Origin of the sequence: Actinoplanes sp. NBC_00393, assembly GCF_036053395.1 — a bacterium.
Classification (GTDB): Bacteria; Actinomycetota; Actinomycetes; order Mycobacteriales; family Micromonosporaceae; genus Actinoplanes.
In genome coordinates this window covers 7,145,170-7,165,627 of sequence record NZ_CP107942.1, presented here as the reverse complement: position 1 = coordinate 7,165,627, position 20,458 = coordinate 7,145,170, and the positions used below count along the sequence as shown (strand labels likewise).

19 protein-coding genes and 1 tRNA gene are annotated in these 20,458 nt (G+C 71.0%); 10 read left to right on the top strand and 10 right to left on the bottom strand.

Annotated elements, in window-relative coordinates:
- Positions 1–627: 627 nt before the first annotated feature.
- Positions 628–2,298, bottom strand: a complete 1,671-nt coding sequence (locus OHA21_RS33115; protein WP_442874930.1) for an ISAzo13 family transposase — start codon at positions 2,296–2,298, stop codon at positions 628–630.
- Between the two features lie 531 nt (positions 2,299–2,829).
- On the opposite strand from OHA21_RS33115, the gene OHA21_RS33110 reads away from it, so the two are divergent.
- A tRNA-Glu gene (locus OHA21_RS33110) sits at positions 2,830–2,902 on the top strand.
- Between the two features lie 95 nt (positions 2,903–2,997).
- The gene (locus tag OHA21_RS33105) at positions 2,998–3,654 is read left to right on the top strand and encodes an MBL fold metallo-hydrolase (protein ID WP_328461647.1); all 657 of its coding nucleotides are present in this window, start codon (positions 2,998–3,000) and stop codon (positions 3,652–3,654) included.
- A 62-nt stretch (positions 3,655–3,716) separates the two neighbouring features.
- On the opposite strand, the gene OHA21_RS33100 is transcribed toward OHA21_RS33105, so the two are convergent.
- From OHA21_RS33100 to OHA21_RS33080, 5 genes are all read right to left on the bottom strand, one after another.
- Positions 3,717–4,487 carry an MBL fold metallo-hydrolase gene (locus OHA21_RS33100; RefSeq protein ID WP_328461645.1) on the bottom strand — a complete coding sequence of 257 codons (771 nt, stop codon included), beginning with the start codon at positions 4,485–4,487 and terminating at the stop codon, positions 3,717–3,719.
- Positions 4,463–5,251: an alpha/beta hydrolase gene (locus tag OHA21_RS33095; protein WP_328461643.1), complete on the bottom strand. Its 789-nt coding sequence runs from the start codon at positions 5,249–5,251 to the stop codon at positions 4,463–4,465. The genes OHA21_RS33100 and OHA21_RS33095 overlap by 25 nt, the downstream gene beginning before the upstream one ends.
- The gene (locus tag OHA21_RS33090) at positions 5,248–6,078 is read right to left on the bottom strand and encodes an alpha/beta fold hydrolase (RefSeq protein WP_328461641.1); all 831 of its coding nucleotides are present in this window, start codon (positions 6,076–6,078) and stop codon (positions 5,248–5,250) included. The genes OHA21_RS33095 and OHA21_RS33090 overlap by 4 nt, the downstream gene beginning before the upstream one ends.
- 69 nt (positions 6,079–6,147) lie before the next feature.
- The gene (locus OHA21_RS33085) at positions 6,148–8,907 is read right to left on the bottom strand and encodes an AAA family ATPase (RefSeq protein ID WP_328461639.1); all 2,760 of its coding nucleotides are present in this window, start codon (positions 8,905–8,907) and stop codon (positions 6,148–6,150) included.
- A gap of 31 nt (positions 8,908–8,938) precedes the next feature.
- A complete protein-coding gene (locus OHA21_RS33080) occupies positions 8,939–9,625 on the bottom strand; it encodes an IclR family transcriptional regulator (RefSeq protein ID WP_014447202.1) in 687 nt (228 codons plus the stop codon).
- 49 nt (positions 9,626–9,674) lie between these two features.
- Between OHA21_RS33080 and leuC the strand changes: the two genes are divergently transcribed.
- The 4 genes from leuC (at position 9,675) to OHA21_RS33060 (ending at position 13,159) form a co-directional block, all read left to right on the top strand.
- Positions 9,675–11,129 carry a 3-isopropylmalate dehydratase large subunit gene (leuC, locus tag OHA21_RS33075; protein WP_328461637.1) on the top strand — a complete coding sequence of 485 codons (1,455 nt, stop codon included), beginning with the start codon at positions 9,675–9,677 and terminating at the stop codon, positions 11,127–11,129.
- 16 nt (positions 11,130–11,145) lie between these two features.
- Positions 11,146–11,736: a 3-isopropylmalate dehydratase small subunit gene (leuD, locus tag OHA21_RS33070; RefSeq protein ID WP_328461635.1), complete on the top strand. Its 591-nt coding sequence runs from the start codon at positions 11,146–11,148 to the stop codon at positions 11,734–11,736.
- Positions 11,737–11,897: 161 nt separating this feature from the next.
- Positions 11,898–12,629 (top strand): HU family DNA-binding protein, encoded by a 732-nt coding sequence (locus OHA21_RS33065; protein ID WP_328461633.1) that lies wholly within the window; start codon positions 11,898–11,900, stop codon positions 12,627–12,629.
- A gap of 98 nt (positions 12,630–12,727) precedes the next feature.
- Positions 12,728–13,159, top strand: coding sequence for a hypothetical protein (locus OHA21_RS33060; RefSeq protein ID WP_328461631.1), 432 nt, complete (start codon positions 12,728–12,730; stop codon positions 13,157–13,159).
- On the opposite strand, the gene OHA21_RS33055 is transcribed toward OHA21_RS33060, so the two are convergent.
- Genes OHA21_RS33055 through cofC form a run of 4 tightly spaced genes read right to left on the bottom strand, consistent with a single transcriptional unit; the run spans position 13,116 to position 17,156 of the window.
- Positions 13,116–13,994, bottom strand: a complete 879-nt coding sequence (locus OHA21_RS33055) for an NUDIX hydrolase (RefSeq protein WP_328461630.1) — start codon at positions 13,992–13,994, stop codon at positions 13,116–13,118. The genes OHA21_RS33060 and OHA21_RS33055 overlap by 44 nt on opposite strands.
- Positions 13,994–16,243 carry an RNA degradosome polyphosphate kinase gene (locus OHA21_RS33050; RefSeq protein WP_442874929.1) on the bottom strand — a complete coding sequence of 750 codons (2,250 nt, stop codon included), beginning with the start codon at positions 16,241–16,243 and terminating at the stop codon, positions 13,994–13,996. Before OHA21_RS33050 ends, OHA21_RS33055 begins: the two co-directional genes overlap by 1 nt.
- A 55-nt stretch (positions 16,244–16,298) precedes the next feature.
- A complete protein-coding gene (locus OHA21_RS33045; RefSeq protein ID WP_328461628.1) occupies positions 16,299–16,496 on the bottom strand; it encodes a cold-shock protein in 198 nt (65 codons plus the stop codon).
- A gap of 18 nt (positions 16,497–16,514) precedes the next feature.
- Positions 16,515–17,156 carry a 2-phospho-L-lactate guanylyltransferase gene (cofC, locus tag OHA21_RS33040; protein WP_328478676.1) on the bottom strand — a complete coding sequence of 214 codons (642 nt, stop codon included), beginning with the start codon at positions 17,154–17,156 and terminating at the stop codon, positions 16,515–16,517.
- A 128-nt stretch (positions 17,157–17,284) separates the two neighbouring features.
- Between cofC and OHA21_RS33035 the strand changes: the two genes are divergently transcribed.
- The 4 genes from OHA21_RS33035 to OHA21_RS33020 are packed head-to-tail and all read left to right on the top strand — an operon-like array spanning position 17,285 to position 20,455.
- Entirely contained in the window at positions 17,285–18,010 is a 726-nt protein-coding gene (locus tag OHA21_RS33035) for a lysophospholipid acyltransferase family protein (protein WP_328461626.1), read from the top strand.
- Positions 18,007–18,999 (top strand): NAD(P)H-dependent glycerol-3-phosphate dehydrogenase, encoded by a 993-nt coding sequence (locus tag OHA21_RS33030; protein WP_328461624.1) that lies wholly within the window; start codon positions 18,007–18,009, stop codon positions 18,997–18,999. The genes OHA21_RS33035 and OHA21_RS33030 overlap by 4 nt, the downstream gene beginning before the upstream one ends.
- Positions 18,996–20,099, top strand: coding sequence for a cystathionine gamma-lyase (locus OHA21_RS33025; RefSeq protein ID WP_328461622.1), 1,104 nt, complete (start codon positions 18,996–18,998; stop codon positions 20,097–20,099). The genes OHA21_RS33030 and OHA21_RS33025 overlap by 4 nt, the downstream gene beginning before the upstream one ends.
- Positions 20,096–20,455, top strand: a complete 360-nt coding sequence (locus tag OHA21_RS33020; protein WP_328461620.1) for a hypothetical protein — start codon at positions 20,096–20,098, stop codon at positions 20,453–20,455. Before OHA21_RS33025 ends, OHA21_RS33020 begins: the two co-directional genes overlap by 4 nt.
- The last annotated feature ends 3 nt before the right edge of the window (positions 20,456–20,458 follow it).

The following is a 20,458-nucleotide window of genomic DNA, read 5'->3' as shown; positions in this document are numbered from 1 at the left end:
CTCGGCCCGCGGCTCACGTGCTCAATCCGGCCAGCCGGCTTGGCGTCTATCTCGGCCCGGCGCGCCGCTTGCTTGCTCAGCCCGGCCAACTGGGTGGCGTCTATCCGCCCTGGCAAACGGCTCGCCAGATCAGCTCGGCCCGACTGCCTGGCGCCTACTCGTCCCGCGCGCAGCTTGCCTACTAACTTACGGCCAGCCCAGCCCGGCTCCGGACCAGCCGAGCCCGGCTCCGGACCAGCCGAGCCCGGCTCCGGACCAGCCCAGCTCGGCTCCAGGCCCGGTTCCAGCCCGGCCTGCCCTCGCGCGGCTCAGCCAGTCTGTCCCGGCACCCGGTGCATCAGCCAGCCCAGCCAGCCCGCGTGGATTCCGCCGGGTTGATCCGCCGGAGCGGCCTGCCGGCGGGTCCTGGGTGCCGGCAAATCGGCTCGGCCGGTGTTGGGTGTCTGGGCGGCGGCTGGCTGGGGCCGGCCGTCGTTGAGGCAGGTTATGGGGCCGGTGTTGGGTGTCTGGGCGGCGGCTGGCTGGGGCCGGCCGTCGTTGAGGCAGGTTATGGGGCCGGTGTTGGGTGTCTGGGCGGCGGCTGGCTGGGGCCGGCCGTCGTTGAGGCAGGTTAGGGCTCGTCGATTTTTAACTCGCTGTTTTGATCAAGGCGGGTGCGGTGAATCCGGCGGCGCGGGTGTGAGCGGCGAGGTCGGTGTGGTTGGTGAGGCGGATGTTGCTGGGTTCGATGGGGTGCTGGATTTGGGTGAGCAGGGTGCGGGTGTTGCGGATGGCGACGTTGATGGTGGTGCCGGCGACGCCGAACAGATCGGCGATGACCTTGCGGGGCAGTTGGTAGCGGTCGTGGAGCAAGGTGGCCAGTAGTTGGTGGCTGAGGGTGACGCGGATCTTGCGGCCGCCGCCGCGGGGCCGGGCGTGGCCGCGCAGGTTGTGCAGGAACGCTTCGTGTTGGGCTTGATGGGGAACGGTGAGCCGGCTGATCAGGTCGTTCCATGCGCTGTCGGGCATGCCGGTGATGGCCGGGTGCACCAGCGCGGCCAGGTGATGCAGCGGTGGTAGGGCTGTCGCGGGTTCGCCGGCGGGTGTGGCCGGGTCGGGGCGCAGGGTGTAGTTCCAGTCGCCGTGCCAGTCGTGACGGTCGATGGCCAGGGTGCTCATCTGCTCGTCGGTGATGACGACGCCGGTCGGGTAGTGGCCGGTGTCGAGTTCGGCGTGCACGCGCAGCCCGCTGCTGGTGGTGGTCGCGGCGATCGTGTGGACGATGGTCTCGTGGCTGGTCAGGGGTCGTGCCCGCCAGTTCATCGAGATGTGGGCGAACAAGCGATGCTCGATACGGTTCCATTTACTGGTGCCGGGCGGGAAGTGGCAGACGGTGATCGGTAGCCCGATTTCGGCGGCGAGAGCGGCCAGATCCGTTTTCCAGGCGCGAGTGCGGTAGCCGTTGGATCCGCCGGCGTCCGCGGTGATCAAGAGCCGTCCGGCGTTCGGGTAGCGGTCACGGCCGTAGCCGTCCCACCAGCGGCGCAGAGTGGCGACGGCGAACGCGGCGGTGTTGTGGTCGGTGCCGACGGCGACCCAGCCGGTGTCGGCGGCCAAGTCGTAGACCCCGTAGGGGATCACCTGTCCCAGCTGCGGATCGGCGAAGTCGTGGGTGCGGACTACGGCCGGCTCACCGGCAGGCCGCCACTCGCGGCCCTTGTTCGCGAACGCGCCGACGAGTTCCTTCTTCTTCGTATCGACGCTGACGACCGGGTCACCGCTGGACAGATAATCCTTGACCTGCTCGTTGATGTAGCCGAACTGGGCGTCGCGGTCGGGATGGCGTCTGCCTTCCAGAGTCTTGGCATTGCCCTGAAGGCTGAATCCCTCACCGTGCAGCAGAGCAGCGATCGTGTCCGGCCCGGCCTTATGACCCCGCCCGGCCAGTTCCTGCGCAAGGTGGCGCAACGACTTCGTCGTCCATCGCAGCGGCGACATCGGGTCCCCCCGCTCGTCCGGCTCGACCAGCCCCAACAACGCCGGCATCAGAGCGGGATCATGTTCGGTCACCGGCTTCCGGCCGCCACCGGCACGGCGGACCCGGCCCAGCGGCGCCACCCCGGCCTCCAACTCATCGACGCCCGCAGCCACCGTGCCCTCCCGGACCCCGGCAGCTCGCGCTACCGCCCGGATCCCGCCATGCCCCAGCACCCGAGCCTCAGCACCCAGCAGCAACCGGCGTTGCCGCTCGTCCAGATGCGGCAAGATCACCTCAAACTTCGCTGCCAGCCTGCCCCGTTCCTCCTCCGATACCGCCATAACAGATCAACGCATCGAAATCCGCCAAGCAACGGCTTGTTCTTCGACGAGCCCTTATAGGGCCGGTGTTGGGTGTGTGAGCGACGGCTCGGGCGGTTCGGCCGTCGCTGAGGTATGGAATCCGAGGTGCAGGGGTGCCGCCGGGCTGGGCCGTCGGGGATTGCGAGAGGCGTCGGTTGGTGCGTGCGTGAATGAGTGAGGCCGAACGCGCCGAGCGGGTCAGAGAGCAAGGCCGGCGGACAGGGAGAGGGCGGAGGAGATCAGAAGGGGCGACGGTGAGAAGGGGCGACGGTGAGGAGGGGCGACGGTGAGGAGGGGCGACGGTGAGGAGGGACGATGGCGAGGAGGGTTGAGGTAGGGAAGCAGGGGGATGAAGGGAACTGAGAGATAGGGGAAGAAGTAGAGGAAGGGGAGGAGAAGTAGGGAAATGGGAACGGCGGGGTGGGTGGGGATGGCTGGGCAGCCGATTTCGGGTGGGCGGGCCGTCCTGATAGAGTTCAGCCCGCCGCTGGAGCAGGACGCAGCGGCAAGGGTCCCGTCGTCTAGCGGCCTAGGACGCCGCCCTCTCAAGGCGGTAGCGAGGGTTCGAATCCCTTCGGGACTACTTACGGGAACGGCCCGCACCGGCATCGGTGTGGGCCGTTCTGCTGTGCGGAGAGTGGCGTGACGCACGCCCGTCGAGGTGGGAAGACTGCGACGATGCGGCGGATCAACTACGGCTACTTCGTGCGGCCGGCTGAGGAGACGGGCACCGGCGTGCCCCGGGTCGAGCCGGCTCTCGGCTATCTGATCGATCATCCGGATGGCCTGATCCTGGTCGACACCGGCATGGGTAGCCATCCCGAGGTGGACGCGCACTATCAACCCCATCGGGTTCCGCTGGGCGCGGCGCTCGCGGCCGCAGGCACCACGGTGGCCGACATCCGGTACGTGGTGAACTGCCACCTGCATTTCGACCACTGTGGCGGTAACCCGGAGCTCGCCGGGGCGCCGATCTTCACTCAGCGGGCCGAGCTGACCACCGCCCGCACCGTGTCCGGCCACACTCTGCCCGAGCTTGTCGATTTTGCCGGCGTTCACTACGAGGAGCTGGACGGTGAGGCGGAGATCAGCCCCGGCGTGCTGATCATCCCGACTCCCGGGCACACCGCGGGTCATCAGTCCGTGGTGGTCAGGGAAGCCGACGGCACGGTGATCGTGGCCGGTCAGAGCCACGATCATGCGACCGCGTTCACCGGGGACGTGCTGGCTCGCCGGGCCGGGGTGGGCGTACCCCCGGCCTGGCTCGACCGTCTGCTGGCCCTCGACCCGAAGCGGGTCGTCTTCGCCCACGACAACGCCGTCTGGGAGCCCTAGACCGGCCGGCTGGAAGCCCTGGACCGGCCGGCTGGGAGACCCTAGACCGGCTGGCTGGAAGCCTAGACAGCCTGCGGCACTCCCGGCGTGAGCCAGGTCAGCGTGCCCGGCGGAAAGGCGGCCTCGGCACCCGCCCGCCCTTCGTGGAAGTGCGACCAGCCTTCGTAGTGCACCGGCACCACGACCCGCGGCCGTACCGCGGCGATCAGCCCGGCGGCGTCACGCCCGTTCATCGTGTATTTGACCGGCCCGGTCAGGCCGAACTTCACCTCGCCCAGGTGCAGCACGACGGTGTCGACGGTGAACCGCCGGGCCACCTCCCGGACCCCGCCGAACACCACGGTGTCCCCGGTGATCCACACCACCGACGAGGCGCCGGGTGGGCGCAGGGTGAATCCGATCGCGTCCCCGACGAGCGGCCGGCTCAGCCGTGGACCGTGCCGCGCCGGGGTCGCGGTGATCTCCACGTCCCCGACCGTCGCCGACGCCCAGGGCGCCAGCCCGCGGGCGTTGCCACCGAGCCGGCCCGCGCCGCTGACGGTGGTCAGCACCACCGGCGCCGACGGCAGCAGCGCCCGGCCCGCATCGTCGAGGTTGTCGCTGTGATGGTCGTGACTGAGCAGGACCGCGTCGATGCGGCCCAGTTCGGCAACGGGAAGCGCCGGTCCGGCAGTCTTCACCGACGACGTGCCCAGGCCGAACGAGTACCGCCGGCCCGGAGCGTCGAACGTCGGATCGGTCAGCAACCGCACCCCGCCGATGGAGATCAGCGTGGTGGGGCCACCGATGTGGGTGATCGTCAGGTCGCTCATCGGGCGTGTCGCAGCGCCCATTCGAGGACCTCGTCGGCGATCTGCTCCCAGCCCTTCTGGGCGGGCAGCAGGTGGGCGTAGCCCTCGTACTCCTTGCGTTCGGTGATGGTGTTCGACTTGTAGTGCTTCAGGTTCGACTCCTGGATCGCCGGCGGCATGATGTGGTCCTCGGAGCCGGAGACGAACAGCAGCGGCGCCCGGTTGTCGTTGTGGTAGTCGACCCAGGTGTCCTGGTGGCCGGGCTGGAAGTTGGCGAGCACGCTGCCCCACAGGATGCCGCCGTTGGCCGGGATGTGGTAGCGCTCGTAAAGAAGACGGGACTCCTCGTCGCTGAACGTGTTGGTGAAGGCGTACTTCCACTCGTCCAATGAGAGCCCGATCGCCTTGTGCCGGTTGGCCGGGGACTTGAGCACCGGGAACGTCGACTTCACCTGGGAGAGCGGGACCACCCGTACGCCCTCGGTGGGCGCCGAGTTCATCGCCACGCCCGCCGCGCCGTACCCGTGGTCGAGAAGGATCTGGGTGAACGCGCCGCCGGCCGAGTGACCGATGATGATCGGCGCCTCGGGCAGTGCTCGGATCTCCTCCTCGAGATGCGCGATGATCTGCGGAACGGTGACGTTCACGATCGGGGTCGGGTCGGCGTTGAGGGCCTCCACCTCGACCTCGAAGCCCGGGTAGCCCGGCGCGATCACCCGGTGGCCCTTGGCCTCGTAGTGCGCGATCCAGTTCTCCCAGCTGCGCGGCGTGACCCAGAAACCGTGGACGAGAACGATGGGCTTCATGCGTACTCCTTGAGGAAGGCGAGCAGGTCCGAGGAGAGCTGCTCTTTGTGGGTGTCGGTGATGCCGTGCGGCGCGCCCGGGTACACCGTCAGCGCCGCGTTCTTGATCCGGGCGGCCGAGGCCTGCCCGCCCACGGGGAACGGGACCACCTGGTCGTCGTCGCCGTGGATGACGAGGGTGGGCACGTCGATGGCGTCCAGATCGGCCCGGAAGTCGGTGGCCGAGAATGCGGCGATGCACTCGTACGCGTTGCGGTGCCCGGCCTGCAGACCCTGCAGCCAGAAGGCGTCCCGGATGCCGGCGGCGACGTCGGCGCCGGGCCGGTTGTTGCCGAAGAACGGTCCGTCGGCGAGATCCCGGTAGAGCTGGGAACGGTCGGCCAGGGACCCGGCGCGGATCGCGTCGAAGACCTCGACCGGCACCCCGCCCGGGTTGTCCGGGGTGCGCAGCATCAGTGGCGGCACCGCGGAGACCAGCACCACCTGGGCGATCCGGCCGGTGCCGTGCCGCCCGATGTAGCGGGCCACCTCGCCGCCGCCGGTGGAGAAGCCCACCAGGGTCACCTCGGTCAGATCGAGCGAGGTCAGCAGGGTGGCGAGGTCGTCGGCGTACGTGTCCATCTCGTTGCCGTCCCACGTCTGCGTGGAACGGCCGTGCCCGCGCCGGTCGTGCGCGATCGCGCGGTAGCCGTGCGCAGCCAGGAAGAGTTGTTGCGCCTCCCAGCTGTCGGAGTTCAGCGGCCAGCCGTGGCTGAGCACGACCGGGCGCCCGGACCCCCAGTCCTTGTAGAAGATCTCCGCCCCGTCGGCGGCCGTGGCGTATCCCATGCGGAAATCCTCATGGGAACGTGCCCATCACCGAATCCCGTGCAATGCGTAGTCGCGCGTGCACACGGTTCAGTCGTCGAGTGCGTCCCGCAGCTGCCGTCGGGAGGCGACGCCGAGCTTCCGGAACACCTTGCGCAGGTGGTAGTCGACCGTGCTGACGCTGAGGAAGAGGTTCGCGGCGATCTCGGCGTTGGTCGCCCCGGCGCGGGCCAGGCGCGCAACGGAGGCCTCCTGCGGGGTCAGGGCCGCATCGTCGGTCTCGGGTACGAGTGAGCGCACACTTTCGCCGAGAGCAGCGAGTTCCCGTTCGGCTCGTCCGGCGAAGGCGTCCGCGCGTACCTCGCTGAACATCTCCAGGGCCGTGCCGAGCTCGGTCCGCGCGTCCCGGCGGCGTCGACGGCGGCGCAGCCACTCGCCGTAGAGCAGGTGGGCCCGGGCCAGGTCGCCGTGCGACAGCGTGCCGGTGAACCGGTCGATCGCCGCCTGGTAGTGCCGCTCGGCCTGCTCCGGGGAGGCGAGCAGGGCCCGCGACCGGTCCAGCAGAGCGAGCGCGCGCGGGGTGTCACTGGCATGGGCGGCGAGGTCGAGGTCGGCGCAGGCCTGTTTCGCGGTCTGCCGGTCGCCGGAGCGCAGGGCTGCTTCGACGAGGTCGGGCAGCGCCCATGCGTACCGCCGGGGCCGGCCCAGGTCGACCAGGGTCAGCAGGCCCTCCTTGGCGGCCGCATAGTCGCCGACGGCGTTGTCGAGGACGGCCAGGCTGAGCCGGGTCACCGCGTGCATGCCGCCCATGTGCAGCATCTCGAAGATCTGCAGGGCGTGCGGAACCGTCGGCCGGAAGTCGGCCGGCCCGCGCCACGCCACCAGTTCCGGGTGCCGCCAGATCTGCTCCTGCTCGGTGGTGATGCCGATGGCCCGGCGGACCCGCTGCCCGGCCGCGTCGTGCCGGTCGGCCTCGGTGAGCCGGCCCAGCACGGCGCCGGTCATCGCGCCGATGAAGTGCACGATGTCCAGGGCGTGCAGCGCACCGGTACGCCGGGCGGCCGCCTCGGCCCGCTCGATCAGCGACTGCTTGGTGACCTCGTCCCAGGTCATGTTGCAGAAGTTGATGCCGAGGATGAACCGGGCCAGCAGCTTCTCGTCCGGCAGGTCCGGGTCGGCGATCGCGGCGACCGCCCGGCGCAGGGCCGGGATGCCGGACGTGTAGCCGTCCGTGATGAACGCCGCATAGCCGGCGAGCAGGAGCCCGTCGACGTCCGCCGGGTCGCTCCCGGCGAGCCGGCGGGCCGCGGCGGCGATGTCCCGAGCGCTCGTGCCGTTCAGGTGCTCCGCCGTGGTGTCGTGCTCGATCGCCTTGATCAGGGCCAGCCGCGCCCGGTCCTGGTCGTCGCCGAAGGCCTCGGCGGCGGCCAGCGACATCGCCGAGGCGTCCCGCAGGCCGTGCGGCACCCCCGAGTTGACCGAGGCGGAGGCCCGGGTCAGCAGCGCCTCGCCCCGGCCCGTGCCGGTGAGCAGCGATTCGTCCACGGTGTCCAGCAGCATCAGGGCCCGGGAGTGCGCGCCGGCGATCATCGCGGCGCCGGCCGCCTGCACCTGCCGGCCGGCGCGGGTGGCCGGGTCCGGGGTGAGTTCGGCGGCGCGGGTCAGGAAGGTGGCCCGGGCGGCGTGCCCGCCGCGGGCCCCGGCCCGGTCGGCGCCGCCGGCCAGCTCGGCCGCGACGGCTTCGTCCGGGACGACGGTGGCGGCGGCCAGGTGCCAGGCCCGCCGGTCGGCGTCGGCCGCTTCGGTGGTGGCGGCGGCCAGGGCGGCGTGCACGGCCCGGCGGTGGGAAGGTTCGGCGTCGCCGTAGACGGCCGAGCGCACCAGCGGGTGCCGGAAGTCGACCGGCGGCGAGCCGGCCACCAGCCGGTCCGCCTCGGCCGGGGCGGCGTCCTCCGGTTCGGTGCCGAGCCGCTGCGCGGCCGCCAGCAACTGTTCGGTACGCCCACCCGCCCCCGCTGCGGCCAGGACCAGCCAGGTCCGGGTCGTCTGCGGATAGCCGCGGACCCGCGCCGAGTAGTGCGTCTCGAGCCGGCTGCCGATCGGGACCGGCTCGGGCAGCGGGGAGGCGCCGCGCAGTTGGTCCTCGGTGAGCTCCTGACCCAGGTCGGTGAGGGCGAGCGGGTTGCCGCCGCTGGTGTCGGCGATGTGCTCGGCCAGGCCGAGGTCGAGGTCGGTGGCGACCACGTCGGAGAGCAGCGCCATCGCGGCGTCCCGGTCCAGGCCGGCGATCGGCAGCTCCGGGATGCCGGCGAGCAGACCCGGGTCGTCCTCGACGCTGAGCTGACTATGAGTCGTGCGCAACCCGAACAGCATCACCACGCCCTCGGCGTGCAGCCGGCGGGCCACGAACGCCAGCGCCCGCGCCGATTCCGGGTCCAGCCAGTGCACGTCGTCGACCACGCACAGCCGGGGTTTGGCGGCGAGCAGGGTAAGCGCGGCGAGGCTCACCAGGTACAGGTCGGCCGGTGGGCCCTCGGTCAGGCCGCAGGCCACCTCCAGGGCGGCACGCTGCCCGGCCGGCAGCCGGTCGCGGCGGGGGAGCAACGGTACGAGCAGCCGGTGCAGACCCGCATACGGAAAGCCGGACTCGGACTCCACACCCCGGACGGTCAGCGACTCCGGGGACTGGCTCTGCGCGTACCGAAGAAGTGCGGTCTTGCCCACACCCGCCTCGCCGCGCAGCACCAGCGCCGCGCTCTGCCCGGATCGCGCCCCCGCCAGAAGACCGTCCAGCGTGTCGCACTCAGCGTCCCGGCCGAACAGCCGATCGCTCGTCCCGAAGATCCGCACGGCGGCAGCCTAGCCGACCGTGATCGATGAATTACAGCCCGGAGAGGCGCTGGCCGGCGCGGACGACGGCCATCGCGTGGCGCTCGCCGGGACGGCGGCCGAGACGCTCGATCGGACCGCTTATCGAGATGGAGGCGATCACCCGGCCGGTGCGGTCGCGGATCGGCGCGGAGACGCTGGCCACACCGGGCTCGCGCTCGGCGACGCTCTGCGCCCAGCCGCGGCGGCGGACCTCGGCCAGCGTGCGGCCGGTGAACTTGCAGCGCGGCAGCAGCGGCATGACGGCCTCGGGCGGTTCCCAGGCCAGCAGGATCTGCGCGGCGGAACCGGCCACCATGGGCAGCACCGAGCCGACCGGAACGGTGTCGCGCAGACCGCTGGCCCGCTCGGCCGCGGCCACGCAGATGCGCTCGTCGGCACGGCGCAGGTAGAGCTGCGCGCTCTCGCCGGTGGCGTCCCGCAGTGCGGACAGCAGCGGCTCGGCCGCGGTCAGCAGCACGTCCGGTGCGGCGTTCGCCAGCTCACCCAGGCGTGGCCCGGGGCGCCACCGTCCCTGGGTGTCCCGGACCAGCATCCGGTGAATCTCCAGCGCCTGTGCCAGGCGATGCGCGGTCGCCCGCGGCAGCTTGGTGCGCTCGACGAGTTCGGCCAGGCTGGCGCCGTCGACACATGCGGCGAGAATGACAACCGCCTTGTCGAGAACGCCGACACCGCTCATACTGTGTCCCACAAGCCGAAACATACATTCCAGAATTTAGGATGTCCAGATGGTGGGAGTCACTCCCCAGAGCGGGAAACCCAGGACCCTGGCCGAGAAGGTCTGGGATGACCACGTGGTGCGCGCGGCCGAGGGCGAGCCTGACCTGCTCTTCATCGACCTGCACCTCCTGCACGAGGTCACCAGCCCGCAGGCGTTCGACGGTCTCCGGATGGCCGGTCGCCCGGTCCGCCGGACCGACCTCACGCTCGCGACGGAGGACCACAACACCCCGACCGGGTACGCGGATCCCGCCTTCAACACCCGTCGCGGTGAGCTGCTGACGATCGCCGACACGGTGTCGCGGACGCAGATCGAGACCCTGCGGAAGAACTGCGCCGAGTTCGGCGTGCAGATCCGCCCGCTCGGCGACGTGAACCAGGGCATCGTGCACGTGATCGGCCCGCAGCTGGGCCTGACCCAGCCCGGCATGACGATCGTCTGCGGTGACTCGCACACCGCCACCCACGGCGCGTTCGGCGCGCTCGCCTTCGGCATCGGCACGAGTGAGGTCGAGCACGTGCTCGCCACCCAGACACTGCCGCAGTCGAAGCCGAAGACGATGGCCGTCACGGTCGTCGGCGAGCTCCGCCCCGGCGTGAGTGCGAAGGACCTGATCCTCGCCCTGATCACGCAGACCGGCACCGGCGGCGGCAACGGCCATATCGTGGAGTACCGCGGGGAGGCGATCCGCAAGCTCTCCATGGAGGGCCGGATGACGATCTGCAACATGTCGATCGAGTGGGGCGCCAAGGCCGGCATGATCGCGCCGGACGAGACCACCTTCGAGTACCTGAAGGGACGCGCGCACGCCCCGCAGGGCGCCGACTGGGACGCCGCGGTCGGGTACTGGCAGACCCTCGCCACCGATGAGGGCGCCGAGTACGACACCGAGATCATCCTCGACGCCGCGGCGATCAGCCCGTTCATCACCTGGGGCACCAACCCGGGTCAGGGCGCCGCGCTGGACGACGTCGTGCCGAACCCGGAGGACTTCCTCGACGAGGTCGAGCGTGGGGCGGCCGAGCGTGCCCTGGCGTACATGGACCTCACCCCCGGCACCCCGTTCCGCGAGGTTCCGGTCGACGTCGTCTTCGTCGGCTCCTGTACCAACGGCCGGATCGAGGACCTGCGGGCCGCCGCCGACGTGATCCGCGGCCACAAGGTGCACGAGGGCGTCCGGATGATGATCGTCCCCGGGTCGTACCAGGTGCGGGAGCAGGCCGAGGCCGAGGGGCTCGACCAGATCTTCAAGGACGCGGGCGCCGAGTGGCGGTTCGCCGGCTGCTCGATGTGCCTGGGCATGAACCCGGACACGCTCAGCCCCGGCCAGCGCGCCGCCTCCACCTCCAACCGCAACTTCGAGGGCCGGCAGGGCAAGGGTGGGCGTACCCACCTGGTCTCGCCGCAGGTCGCCGCCGCCACCGCCGTGGTCGGCAAGCTGGCCGCCCCCGCCGACCTCTGAGCCGGGAGTAAACGCCATGGACAAGTTCGTCACCCACAGCGGCAAAGTCATGCCGCTGCGCCGTTCCGATGTGGACACCGACCAGATCATCCCGGCGGTCTATCTGAAGCGGGTCACCCGGACCGGTTTCGAGGACGGCCTCTTCAGCGCCTGGCGCGAGGACCCGGGCTTCGTGCTGCACAACCCGGCGCACGCCGGCGCCACGATCCTGGTCGCCGGGCCGAACTTCGGCACCGGCTCGTCGCGGCAGCACGCTGTCTGGGCGCTGCGTGACTGGGGCTTCAAGGCGGTCATCGCCTCCCGATTCGGCGACATCTTCCGGGGCAACGCCCTGAAGGAGGGCCTGCTCCCGGTCCAGCTGGACCAGAAAATCGTCGAGAGCCTCTGGGATCTGGCCGAGAGCGAGCCGGAGAAGCAGATCACCGTCGACCTGGACGCCCGGGCGGTCCGCGTCGACGACGCGGCGTACGGCTTCCCGATCGACGATTTCAGTCGGTGGCGGCTCATGGAGGGCCTCGACGACATCGGACTGACGTTGCGCCATGCGGACGCGATTAGCGCGTACGAGAAGGGCCGCCCGTCTTTCAAGCCGGTCGTCGTTTCCTAACCGCAGCGATGTATTCGCCCCCATCCGGGTCGCCGATGGGGGCGAATTTCGTTGGGACACAACGGATTTTTGCCCCGAATGTTTGTGTCTCCAGGTCACAGGGCATACGGTGCGCGCAGAATGGCCTTCGTTGGGCCAGTTCTCACGTCCGGGAGGAAACCGTGAACAAGGCCGAGCTCATCGAGGCGCTCGCCGACAAGCTGGGGGACAAGAAGACGGCGACCCTGGCTTTGGACGCGCTCATCAATGAGGTGCAGAACGCCGTCGCCAAGGGCGACAAGGTGGCCATCACCGGATTCGGTTCCTGGGAGAAGCGGACCCGCAACGCGCGTACCGCGCGCAATCCCCGTACCGGCGAACCGGTGAAGGTGAAGAAGACCGCCGTCGCCGCATTCCGCCCGGGGAGCACCTTCCGGGAACTGGTGGCCAGCGGCAAGCCCGCCAAGGCCACCGCGGCCAAGAAGACCACCGCCACCAAGGCCACCACCGCCAAGGCGGCGCCGGCAAAGGCGACCGCTACCAAGACGACTGCGGCGAAGAAGACGGCTGCCACGAAGACGGCGCCGGCGAAGACGACCGCTACCAAGACGACTGCGGCGAAGAAGACGGCTGCCACGAAGACGGCGCCGGCGAAGACGACCGCTACCAAGACGACTGCGGCGAAGAAGACGGCTGCCACGAAGACGGCGCCGGCGAAGACGACCGCTACCAAGACGACCGCGGCCAAGAAGACGACCGCCACCAAGGCGGCGCCTGCCAAGACGACGACTGCGGCGGCGAAGAAGACCACGGCCACCAAGGCTGCGCCGGCCAAGAAGACCGCGCGCAAGACGGCCACTCCGGCGGCTGCACCGGCCCGGGCCCGTAGTGCCTCGGCCCGCAAGGCGCGCTGACCGGCTCACCTTTCCCACCCCGCAAAGGCGTCCACCCGTACGGTGGACGCCTTTCGGTGTTCCCGCGCCGGGCACCCGGGCCGTCCTACCGTCCGGGCATGGAACGCAGACCGATGCCGCGCGGCCTGGTCGCCCGGGCCACCATCGCGGCGGCCCTGTTCGCCGTCGCGGTCGTACCCGGGTGGACGTTCGGTGACCTGGCCGAGCAGCGCACCGGCCGGCCGGTCCTGGACTGGCTGGTCACCTGCGGCTGGTCCGGTCTGGCCGTCGCCGCGTACGCGCCGTGGAGCTCGCACCGGCGGCGGGACGGCTGGCTCGGCGCCGTTCCGCTCTACGGCTGGTACCTGGCCGGCATTCTGAGCTGGCGGCTGGCGCTGTTGCCGTACCGGGACTGGGAACCGCGCCCCGATGAGCAGTGGCAGGCCCGCTGGCTCACCGGGGACCTGCTCGGTTACTGGCGTGCCGATGCGGCCGGAACGCGGCCGGTCACAGGCGCGAGGCGTCCAGCAACCGCTCGCCGGACCAGGTGAGCAGCCAGCCGTCGCCCTTGCGGGTCTTGAACGGCTCCGGATTCTCGGCGTCGTGCAGCAGCGCCAGCAGCGGCGGAATCACCTTGCCCTGACTGCAGACCACGACCCGCTGGTCCGCGCGCAGCTGCCGTAGCCGGGACTGCGCCACGGTCAGCCGGGCCGGCAGATCGGCCGGATCGGACGGTTCGGCGAAGGCGCTGTCCAGCACGATCGGCATGCCGCCCAGCGCCTCGGCGAGCGGCTCCAGCGTCTGCTTGCACCGCAGCGGCGGCGCGGCCGTCAACCGGCGCGGCCGGAACGAGGTGAGCTCGTCGGCGACCCGGCCCGCCTGCTGCTGCCCGAGCGGGTCGATCGGGCGCAGCGCGTCCCGGCCGGCCCACTTCTTGCGCTCCCCGGCGTGCGCGTGGCGGACCAGCGCCACCACCGCGGTCACCGGCGGCAGCGCGGCCACCCGGTCGAGCAGCGGCCGTTCGTCCGGGTAGCTCAGTCGCCCGGCAGCCTCCGCGAGCGGCAGCCAGACGAGCTGGTCGACCTCGTCGGTGTCCTGCACCGGGCCTTCGTCGCCGGCCCGCATCAGCCAGAACTGGACGGTCTTCGGCCGCCCGTTCGGCAGCGTGTACGCCACCTCGGGCAGCCGCAGCTCGGGGATCCCGGACACGCCGGTCTCCTCGGCGACCTCCCGCACCGCGGCGGTCAGCGCGCTCTCGCCCGTCTTGAAGGTGCCCTTGGGCAGGCTCCAGTCGTCGTACCGCGGGCGGTGGACCAGGCACACCTCGATGCCGCCGGCGGTGGGGCGGTAGAGCACGCCACCGGCGGCGTGGACCGGATCGGACATCAGCTGCGCTTGCCGATGACCCGCCGCAGCAGGGCCTCCTGGAGATGGACCTGCGGCCGGCCGGTGGTGCTGACGTTGCGGTGCCAGTTGCCGTCGCCGTCCAGGTCCCAGCCTTCGGTCTGGTCGCTCATCGAAAGCTCGAGCACGTTGCGCATCTCCTCGCGGGCCGACGTGAGAGTCACCTTGACCAGTGCCTCTACCCGCCGATCGAGGTTGCGATGCATCAGATCCGCAGAACCCATCCAGTACTCGGCGTCGGCGCCCGGACCGAACCGGAAGATCCGGGAGTGCTCCAGGAACCGGCCGACGATCGAACGGACCCGGATGTTCTCCGACATCCCCTTCACACCCGGCCGCAGCGCGCACATGCCGCGGATGACCAGGTCGACCTTCACCCCGTCCTGGGAGGCCCGGTAGAGCGCGTCGATGGTCTGCTCGTCGACCAGCGAGTTCACCTTGAACTGGACCAGCGCCTCACCGCCCTCACGGGCGATCCGGGCCTGCTCCTCGATGCGTTCGACGAGACCCTTGCGTACGCCGTGCGGCGCCACCAGCAGCCGCCGGAACGTGGTCTGCCGGCTGTACCCGGTGAGCACGTTGAACAGGTCGGTGACGTCCGCCCCCACCTCGGGGTCGGCGGTCAGCATGCCGAAGTCCTCGTAGAGCCGGGCGGTCTTCGGGTGGTAGTTGCCGGTGCCGATGTGGCAGTAGCGCCGGATCTGGTTGCCCTCCTGGCGCACCACCAGCGACGTCTTGCAGTGCGTCTTCAGACCGACCAGGCCGTAGACGACGTGGCAGCCGGCCCGTTCCAGGGTGCGCGCCCACGCGATGTTCGCCACCTCGTCGAAGCGGGCCTTCACCTCGACCAGGACCACCACCTGCTTGCCGGCGGCCGCCGCGTCGACCAGCGCGTCCACGATCGGTGAGTCACCGGACGTGCGGTAGAGCGTCTGCTTGATGGCCAGCACGTTCGGGTCGGCCGCGGCCTGCTCGATGAAGCGCTGCACGCTCGTCGAGAACGAGTGGTACGGGTGGTGCACCAGGATGTCCGACTCGCGGAGCCGGTTGAACACGCTGCGCGGCACCTCGCCGTCGGCCAGGTGCGGGTGGGTGGCCGGGACGAACGGGCGGTCCTTCAGATCGTCGCGGTCGCAGTCGCCGAACACCTGCCACAGCGACGACAGGTCGAGGATGCCCGGCACCCGCAGCACGTCGTGGCTGTCCATGTCGAGCTCGCGGACCAGCAGATCGAGCACGTGGTCGCTGATCGACGCGGCCACCTCGAGCCGGACCGGCGGGCCGAACCGGCGCTGCGCCAGCTCCCGCTCCAGGGCCTGCAGCAGGTCCTCGTCGCGGTCCTCGTCGACCTCCAGCTCGGCGTTGCGGGTCACCCGGAACAGGTGCCACTCCAGGATCTGCATCCCGGGGAAGAGCTGGTCCAGATGGTTCGCGATCAGCTCCTCGACGGGGAGGAAGCGGACGCCGCGGCTGTCGTTCTGCACGGTGACGAAGCGGGGTACGTTGTTCGGCACCTTCACCCGGGCGAACAGCTCCGGGTTGTCGCCGTCGGGGTAGCGCAGGGCCACCGCGAGGTTGAGCGAACGGCTCGAGATGTACGGGAACGGGTGCGCCGGGTCGACCGCGAGCGGCGTCAGCACCGGGAAGACCTGCTCGCGGAAATACGTCCGCAACCGGCCCTGCTCCGGCGCGTCCAGCTCCTTCCAGCTGACCAGCTCGATGCTCTCCGCCGCGAGCTTCGGCCGGACCTCGTCGGCGAAGCAGGCGGCATGCCGGGTGACCAGGTCAGCGGTCCGCTCGGTGATCATCTCGAGCTGGTGACGCAACGGCGACCGGTCGCCACCACGGACCGGCAGGCCGGCGCTGAGCCGCCGCTTCAGGCCCGCCACCCGGACCATGTAGAACTCGTCCAGATTGCTGGCGAAGATGGCCAGGAACTTGGCTCGCTCCAGAAGCGGGGTGCCCGGATCCTCGGCCAGCGCCAGCACCCGCGCGTTGAAGTCGAGCCAGGAGAGCTCCCGGTTCAGGAACCGGCCCTCGGGCAGCTCGTAGTTCTGCTCGTCCACCGCCGGATTCTCCTCCTCCAACTCCACCATCAGATTCACCGGCTGATCCGCGACGGGGGCTGCGGCGGGCGCGACCGGATCCGGTTCTGCGGGCTCCGGTCGGGGGAGAAAGCGGCCGTTCGGGCCACGCCTACGGGTCTCGGGGGTCCGGGGCGGGGTTGGCATGACGCCTATTCTTGCCGCTCACGGCGAAACGTGAAACGAACTACCGGACTATGGTTCAAGCAACTCCGGGAATTGCGACGCGGCGGATCGAACCGTCGCTGTCCGGCTCGACGACGACGCGCTGGCCGAGGCGGAGCAGGCGCAGCCCGGAGCGGTCGAAAGCCCCGGAGCCGAACGCCAGCTCAGAGCCGTCGTCGAGGAGCAGCGTGCCGCTGCGGGTGTCCTGGTCGAAGGTCGCGACGGTGCCCTGCATACGGGCACGGTACCCGGCTCAGGCGGCCGGCGCGCACTCCGCGGTGAGTCCCAGATCACGCAACAGCTCACAGGTACGCCGTCCGGCGCCGAGCGTCAGCACGGTCGCCAGATCGGCGGCGGTGTCCACGTCCTGCCGCAGGCCCGGCCACTCCCCGATCAGGCGGGCGGCCCCGGAGCTCGCGTGCGCCGCCGCGGACGGCCCGCCGAAGCGTGGATCCAGCGCGGCGCCCGGCGGGACGGCGAGCAGGACCGTGCCGATGCCCGCGGCGTCCGGCACGAAGCTGCGGCCGGACACCCGCCCGAGCGCCTCGTCCAGATCCTCCGGGCGCAGCGCCGGCAGATCCCCGGCGAGCACCGCCCGGTACGCCGACGGTCCGGCCACGTCGTCCGCCCCGTACCGCATCGCCGCGTTGAGCCCGGCCCCCGGATCCGGCGCAAGCCGGGCGCCCAGCTCGCGGACCGCCGCGCCGACTGCCGGATCGTCGGTGACCACCACGAGCTCGGCCACCGCCGAGGAGGCCAGCACCGCTGTCGCGGTATCGCGCACCATGGCGAGGGCCAGCTCGGGATGACGATCCGAGGGCACCGCACCGCGCAGCCGAGTCTTGGCCGCGTCCAGCCGTTTGACCGGGATCACCGCCGTCCATTTCCGCACCACCCCGCCAGTCTGCCAGCGGATCACCGGCATACCCTGCCTGGTACCGCCGGGGATGAGGGGGCATGATTTCGCGCAGGTGAGCGTCGTACGGCGGGGGACGCGTCACCGATCGAGGGACGGAGGAAGCCGTGGCACAGCTGAGGCTCGGATTCTGGCAGCGTGTCGCGGTGATGCTGGTGCTTCCCGTCATGACCGTGCTGACCAGGAAGACCTGGCTCCACCGGGAGAACGTCCCCGCCACCGGCGGTGTGATCCTCGTCCCCAACCACGTCTCGCACTTCGACCCGCTGGTCGTCGCCCACTACATCTACCGCTCCGGCCGCTGGCCGCGTTTCCTCGGCAAGGCCAGCGTCTGGAAGGTGCCGGTGATCGGCTTCCTGCTGCGCAAGGTCCGGCAGATCCCGGTCGAACGGGGCAGTGTGGAAGCGGTGAAGTCCCTGGACACCCTGGTCGAGGCGCTCCGCGAGGGCGGCGCGGTGGTGATCTACCCGGAGGGCACCACCACCAGGCACCCCGATCTGTGGCCGATGCGCGGCAAGACCGGGGCGGCCCGGCTGGCGCTGCTCACCGGCGCACCGGTGGTGCCGATCGCGAACTGGGGCGCACAGGAGATCTTCGACCCGCGTACCAATCGGCTCAAACTGCGCCGCACGCACGTCACCGTGACCACCGGCCCGCCGGTCGACCTCAGCCGCTGGGCCGGCGTCGAGCCGACCCGGCAGGTGCTCGAGGAGATGAGCGAGAAGATCATGCTGGACGTGCGGGACCTGCTCGGCGAGATCCGCGACGGCGAACCGCCGGCGCTCCACGACCGGCCCGCGCGACGGGCCTCGACCTCGGAGGACGCACCATGAGGGCGGCCGTCATCGGATCCGGAGCCTGGGGCACGGCGTTCGCCAAGGTGCTCGGCGACGCCGGCTCCGACGTGACCATGTGGGCGCGGCGCGAGGTGGTCGCCGCGGAGGTCCGGGACAAGCGGACCAACGAGGGCTCGCTGCCGGGCGTCCGGCTCGCCGAGAACGTGACCGGTACGACCGATCTGGCCGCCGCCGTCTCCGGAGCGGAACTGATCGCCATCGCCGTGCCGTCGCAGACCCTGCGCGGCAACCTCGCCGACTGGGCCGGCGACTTCCCGTCCGACGCCACCGTCGTGTCCCTGATGAAGGGCATCGAGCTCGGCACCCTCAAACGGATGAGCGAGGTGATCACCGAGACCGCGGGCGTCGCGCCGGAGCGCGTGGTGGTCGTCTCCGGGCCCAACCTGGCGCCCGAGATCGCCGGGGAGCAGCCCACCGCGACCGTGGTGGCCTGTGCCGACGAGAGCCGCGCCAAGCAGGTGCAGCACGCCCTCGCTACGCCGTACTTCCGGCCGTACACCAGCGACGACGTGATCGGCTGCGAGTTGGGTGGCGCGACCAAGAACGTGATCGCGCTGGCGTACGGAATGGCGATCTCGATCGGTCTCGGGGACAACACCCGCGCGTCGCTGATCACCCGCGGTCTCGCCGAGACCGCCCGGCTCGGGGTGGCGCTCGGCGCCGACCCGCTGACCTTCGCCGGTCTGGCCGGCCTGGGCGACCTGGTCGCCTCCTGCTCGTCGCCGCTCGCCCGCAACCGCACGTTCGGCGAGCACCTGGGCCGCGGCGAGACCCTGGAGCAGGCGCAGATCGCCACCCGGCAGACCGCCGAGGGCGTGAAGAGCTGCCTCTCCATCCGTGACCTGGCCCGCTCGCACGGCGTCGAGATGCCGATCGTCGAGCAGGTCGAGCGCGTCTGCCACGAGGGTGTGGACCCGCGCGTCGCGGTGAAACTGCTGATGACACGAGAGATGAAACCCGAGTGACGTACTCCGACGGCACCCGTGCCGTACACGCCGGTCTGCCCGCGCCGATCGTCGGCGAACCGTTCCTGCCCGGCCCGGTCTTCGCCGCGCCCTACCACCTGGACCCGGTCACCGGGCCGGGGGAGAACGGCTACGCGCGTACCGAACATCCCACCCGGGAGGCGCTGGAGGCCGCCATCGGCGCCCTGGAGGGCGCGCCCACGCTGGTCTTCGCGAGCGGCCAGGCGGCGATCACCGCGCTGCTGCTCTCGGTGCTGCGCACCGGCGACACGGTCGCGCTTCCCGCGGACGGCTATTTCACGGTACGCGCATTCGCCGACGGAACCCTGCGTGACCTGGGCGTGAAGACGGTCCTGGTGCCGACCGCCGGGCCCTACCCGGACTTCACCGGGGTGCGGCTCGTGCTGCTGGAGACCCCGGCGAACCCGGGGCTGGACGTCTGCGACGTGCGGGCGGTCGCCGCGGCCGCGCACGAGGCCGGGGCGCTGGTGGCGGTCGACAACACCACGGCCACGCCGCTCGGGCAGAACCCGCTGGCCCTCGGCGCCGACCTGGTGGTGGCGTCCGGGACCAAGGCGCTGACCGGGCACTCGGACGTGCTGCTCGGCTACGTCAGCGGCACCGACCCGGAGCTGCTCGGCAAGGTGGAGACCTGGCGCAAGCAGACCGGTGGCGTACCCGGGGCGTTCGACTGCTGGCTGGCACACCGCTCGATCGCCACGCTGGACCTCCGGCTGGGCCGGCAGAGCGCGAACGCGGCCGCCGTCGCCGAGTTCCTGCTGGCCCGCGACGACGTGTCCGGGGTGCGCTGGCCGGGGCTGCCGGCCGACCCGTCGTACCCGATCGCGTCCGCACAGATGCGCCGGATCCCCGGCGTGGTCTCGTTCGACCTGGGCTCGGCCGAGCGGGTGGCGCGCTTCCTGACCGCGGCGAAGCTGATCTTCGCGGCCACCTCGTTCGGCGGTGTGCACACGACCGCCGACCGCCGGGCCCAGTGGGGTGACGACACGTCGCCCGGGTTCGTGCGGTTCTCCTGCGGCATCGAGGACACCGCGGACCTGCTGGCCGACCTCGCCGCGGCGCTGGACACCTCCGCGTGACGGCGTGGAGCAGCTTCAGCGGTGACGAGGTGGCGGCGCTGGCCCAGGGGGAGAGTTTCTTCCTGTCGCCGGGTGAGCGGGAGTGCCCGGCCTGCGGGGAGCAGCGGCTGCGGGCGTACTTCACCGCGCCGGAGAACGCCCGGCGTCCCACGCTGGTGAGCTACGTGTGGTGCGGCGCCTGCGAGAAGTTCGTCGGCACCCGGGCCAAGCACCCGGAGGGCCTGATCTTCTCGGATCCGCTGGCTGCCCTGCCCGCCGCGGAGCGCCGTGAGCTGGAGCGCAGCCTGACCGGATTCCTGGCCCACCTCGACTCCCTCTGGGAGCGGGGCGCGCTGCCGCAGACCTTCACCGCCTGACCC

What these genes read in the sequence shown, in the direction of transcription:
- OHA21_RS33115 (WP_442874930.1), bottom strand. Translation starts at nt 2,298, where the DNA reads ATGGCGGTATCGGAGGAGGAACGGGGCAGGCTGGCAGCGAAGTTTGAG.
- OHA21_RS33090 (WP_328461641.1), bottom strand. Translation starts at nt 6,078, where the DNA reads ATGGGATACGCCACGGCCGCCGACGGGGCGGAGATCTTCTACAAGGAC.
- OHA21_RS33060 (WP_328461631.1), top strand. Translation starts at nt 12,728, where the DNA reads ATGGAACGCAGACCGATGCCGCGCGGCCTGGTCGCCCGGGCCACCATC.
- OHA21_RS33105 (WP_328461647.1), top strand. Translation starts at nt 2,998, where the DNA reads ATGCGGCGGATCAACTACGGCTACTTCGTGCGGCCGGCTGAGGAGACG.
- OHA21_RS33030 (WP_328461624.1), top strand. Translation starts at nt 18,007, where the DNA reads ATGAGGGCGGCCGTCATCGGATCCGGAGCCTGGGGCACGGCGTTCGCC.
- leuD (WP_328461635.1), top strand. Translation starts at nt 11,146, where the DNA reads ATGGACAAGTTCGTCACCCACAGCGGCAAAGTCATGCCGCTGCGCCGT.
- OHA21_RS33045 (WP_328461628.1), bottom strand. Translation starts at nt 16,496, where the DNA reads ATGCAGGGCACCGTCGCGACCTTCGACCAGGACACCCGCAGCGGCACG.
- OHA21_RS33095 (WP_328461643.1), bottom strand. Translation starts at nt 5,251, where the DNA reads ATGAAGCCCATCGTTCTCGTCCACGGTTTCTGGGTCACGCCGCGCAGC.
- OHA21_RS33055 (WP_328461630.1), bottom strand. Translation starts at nt 13,994, where the DNA reads ATGTCCGATCCGGTCCACGCCGCCGGTGGCGTGCTCTACCGCCCCACC.
- OHA21_RS33080 (WP_014447202.1), bottom strand. Translation starts at nt 9,625, where the DNA reads ATGAGCGGTGTCGGCGTTCTCGACAAGGCGGTTGTCATTCTCGCCGCA.
- leuC (WP_328461637.1), top strand. Translation starts at nt 9,675, where the DNA reads ATGGTGGGAGTCACTCCCCAGAGCGGGAAACCCAGGACCCTGGCCGAG.
- OHA21_RS33100 (WP_328461645.1), bottom strand. Translation starts at nt 4,487, where the DNA reads ATGGGCGCTGCGACACGCCCGATGAGCGACCTGACGATCACCCACATC.
- OHA21_RS33050 (WP_442874929.1), bottom strand. Translation starts at nt 16,243, where the DNA reads ATGCCAACCCCGCCCCGGACCCCCGAGACCCGTAGGCGTGGCCCGAAC.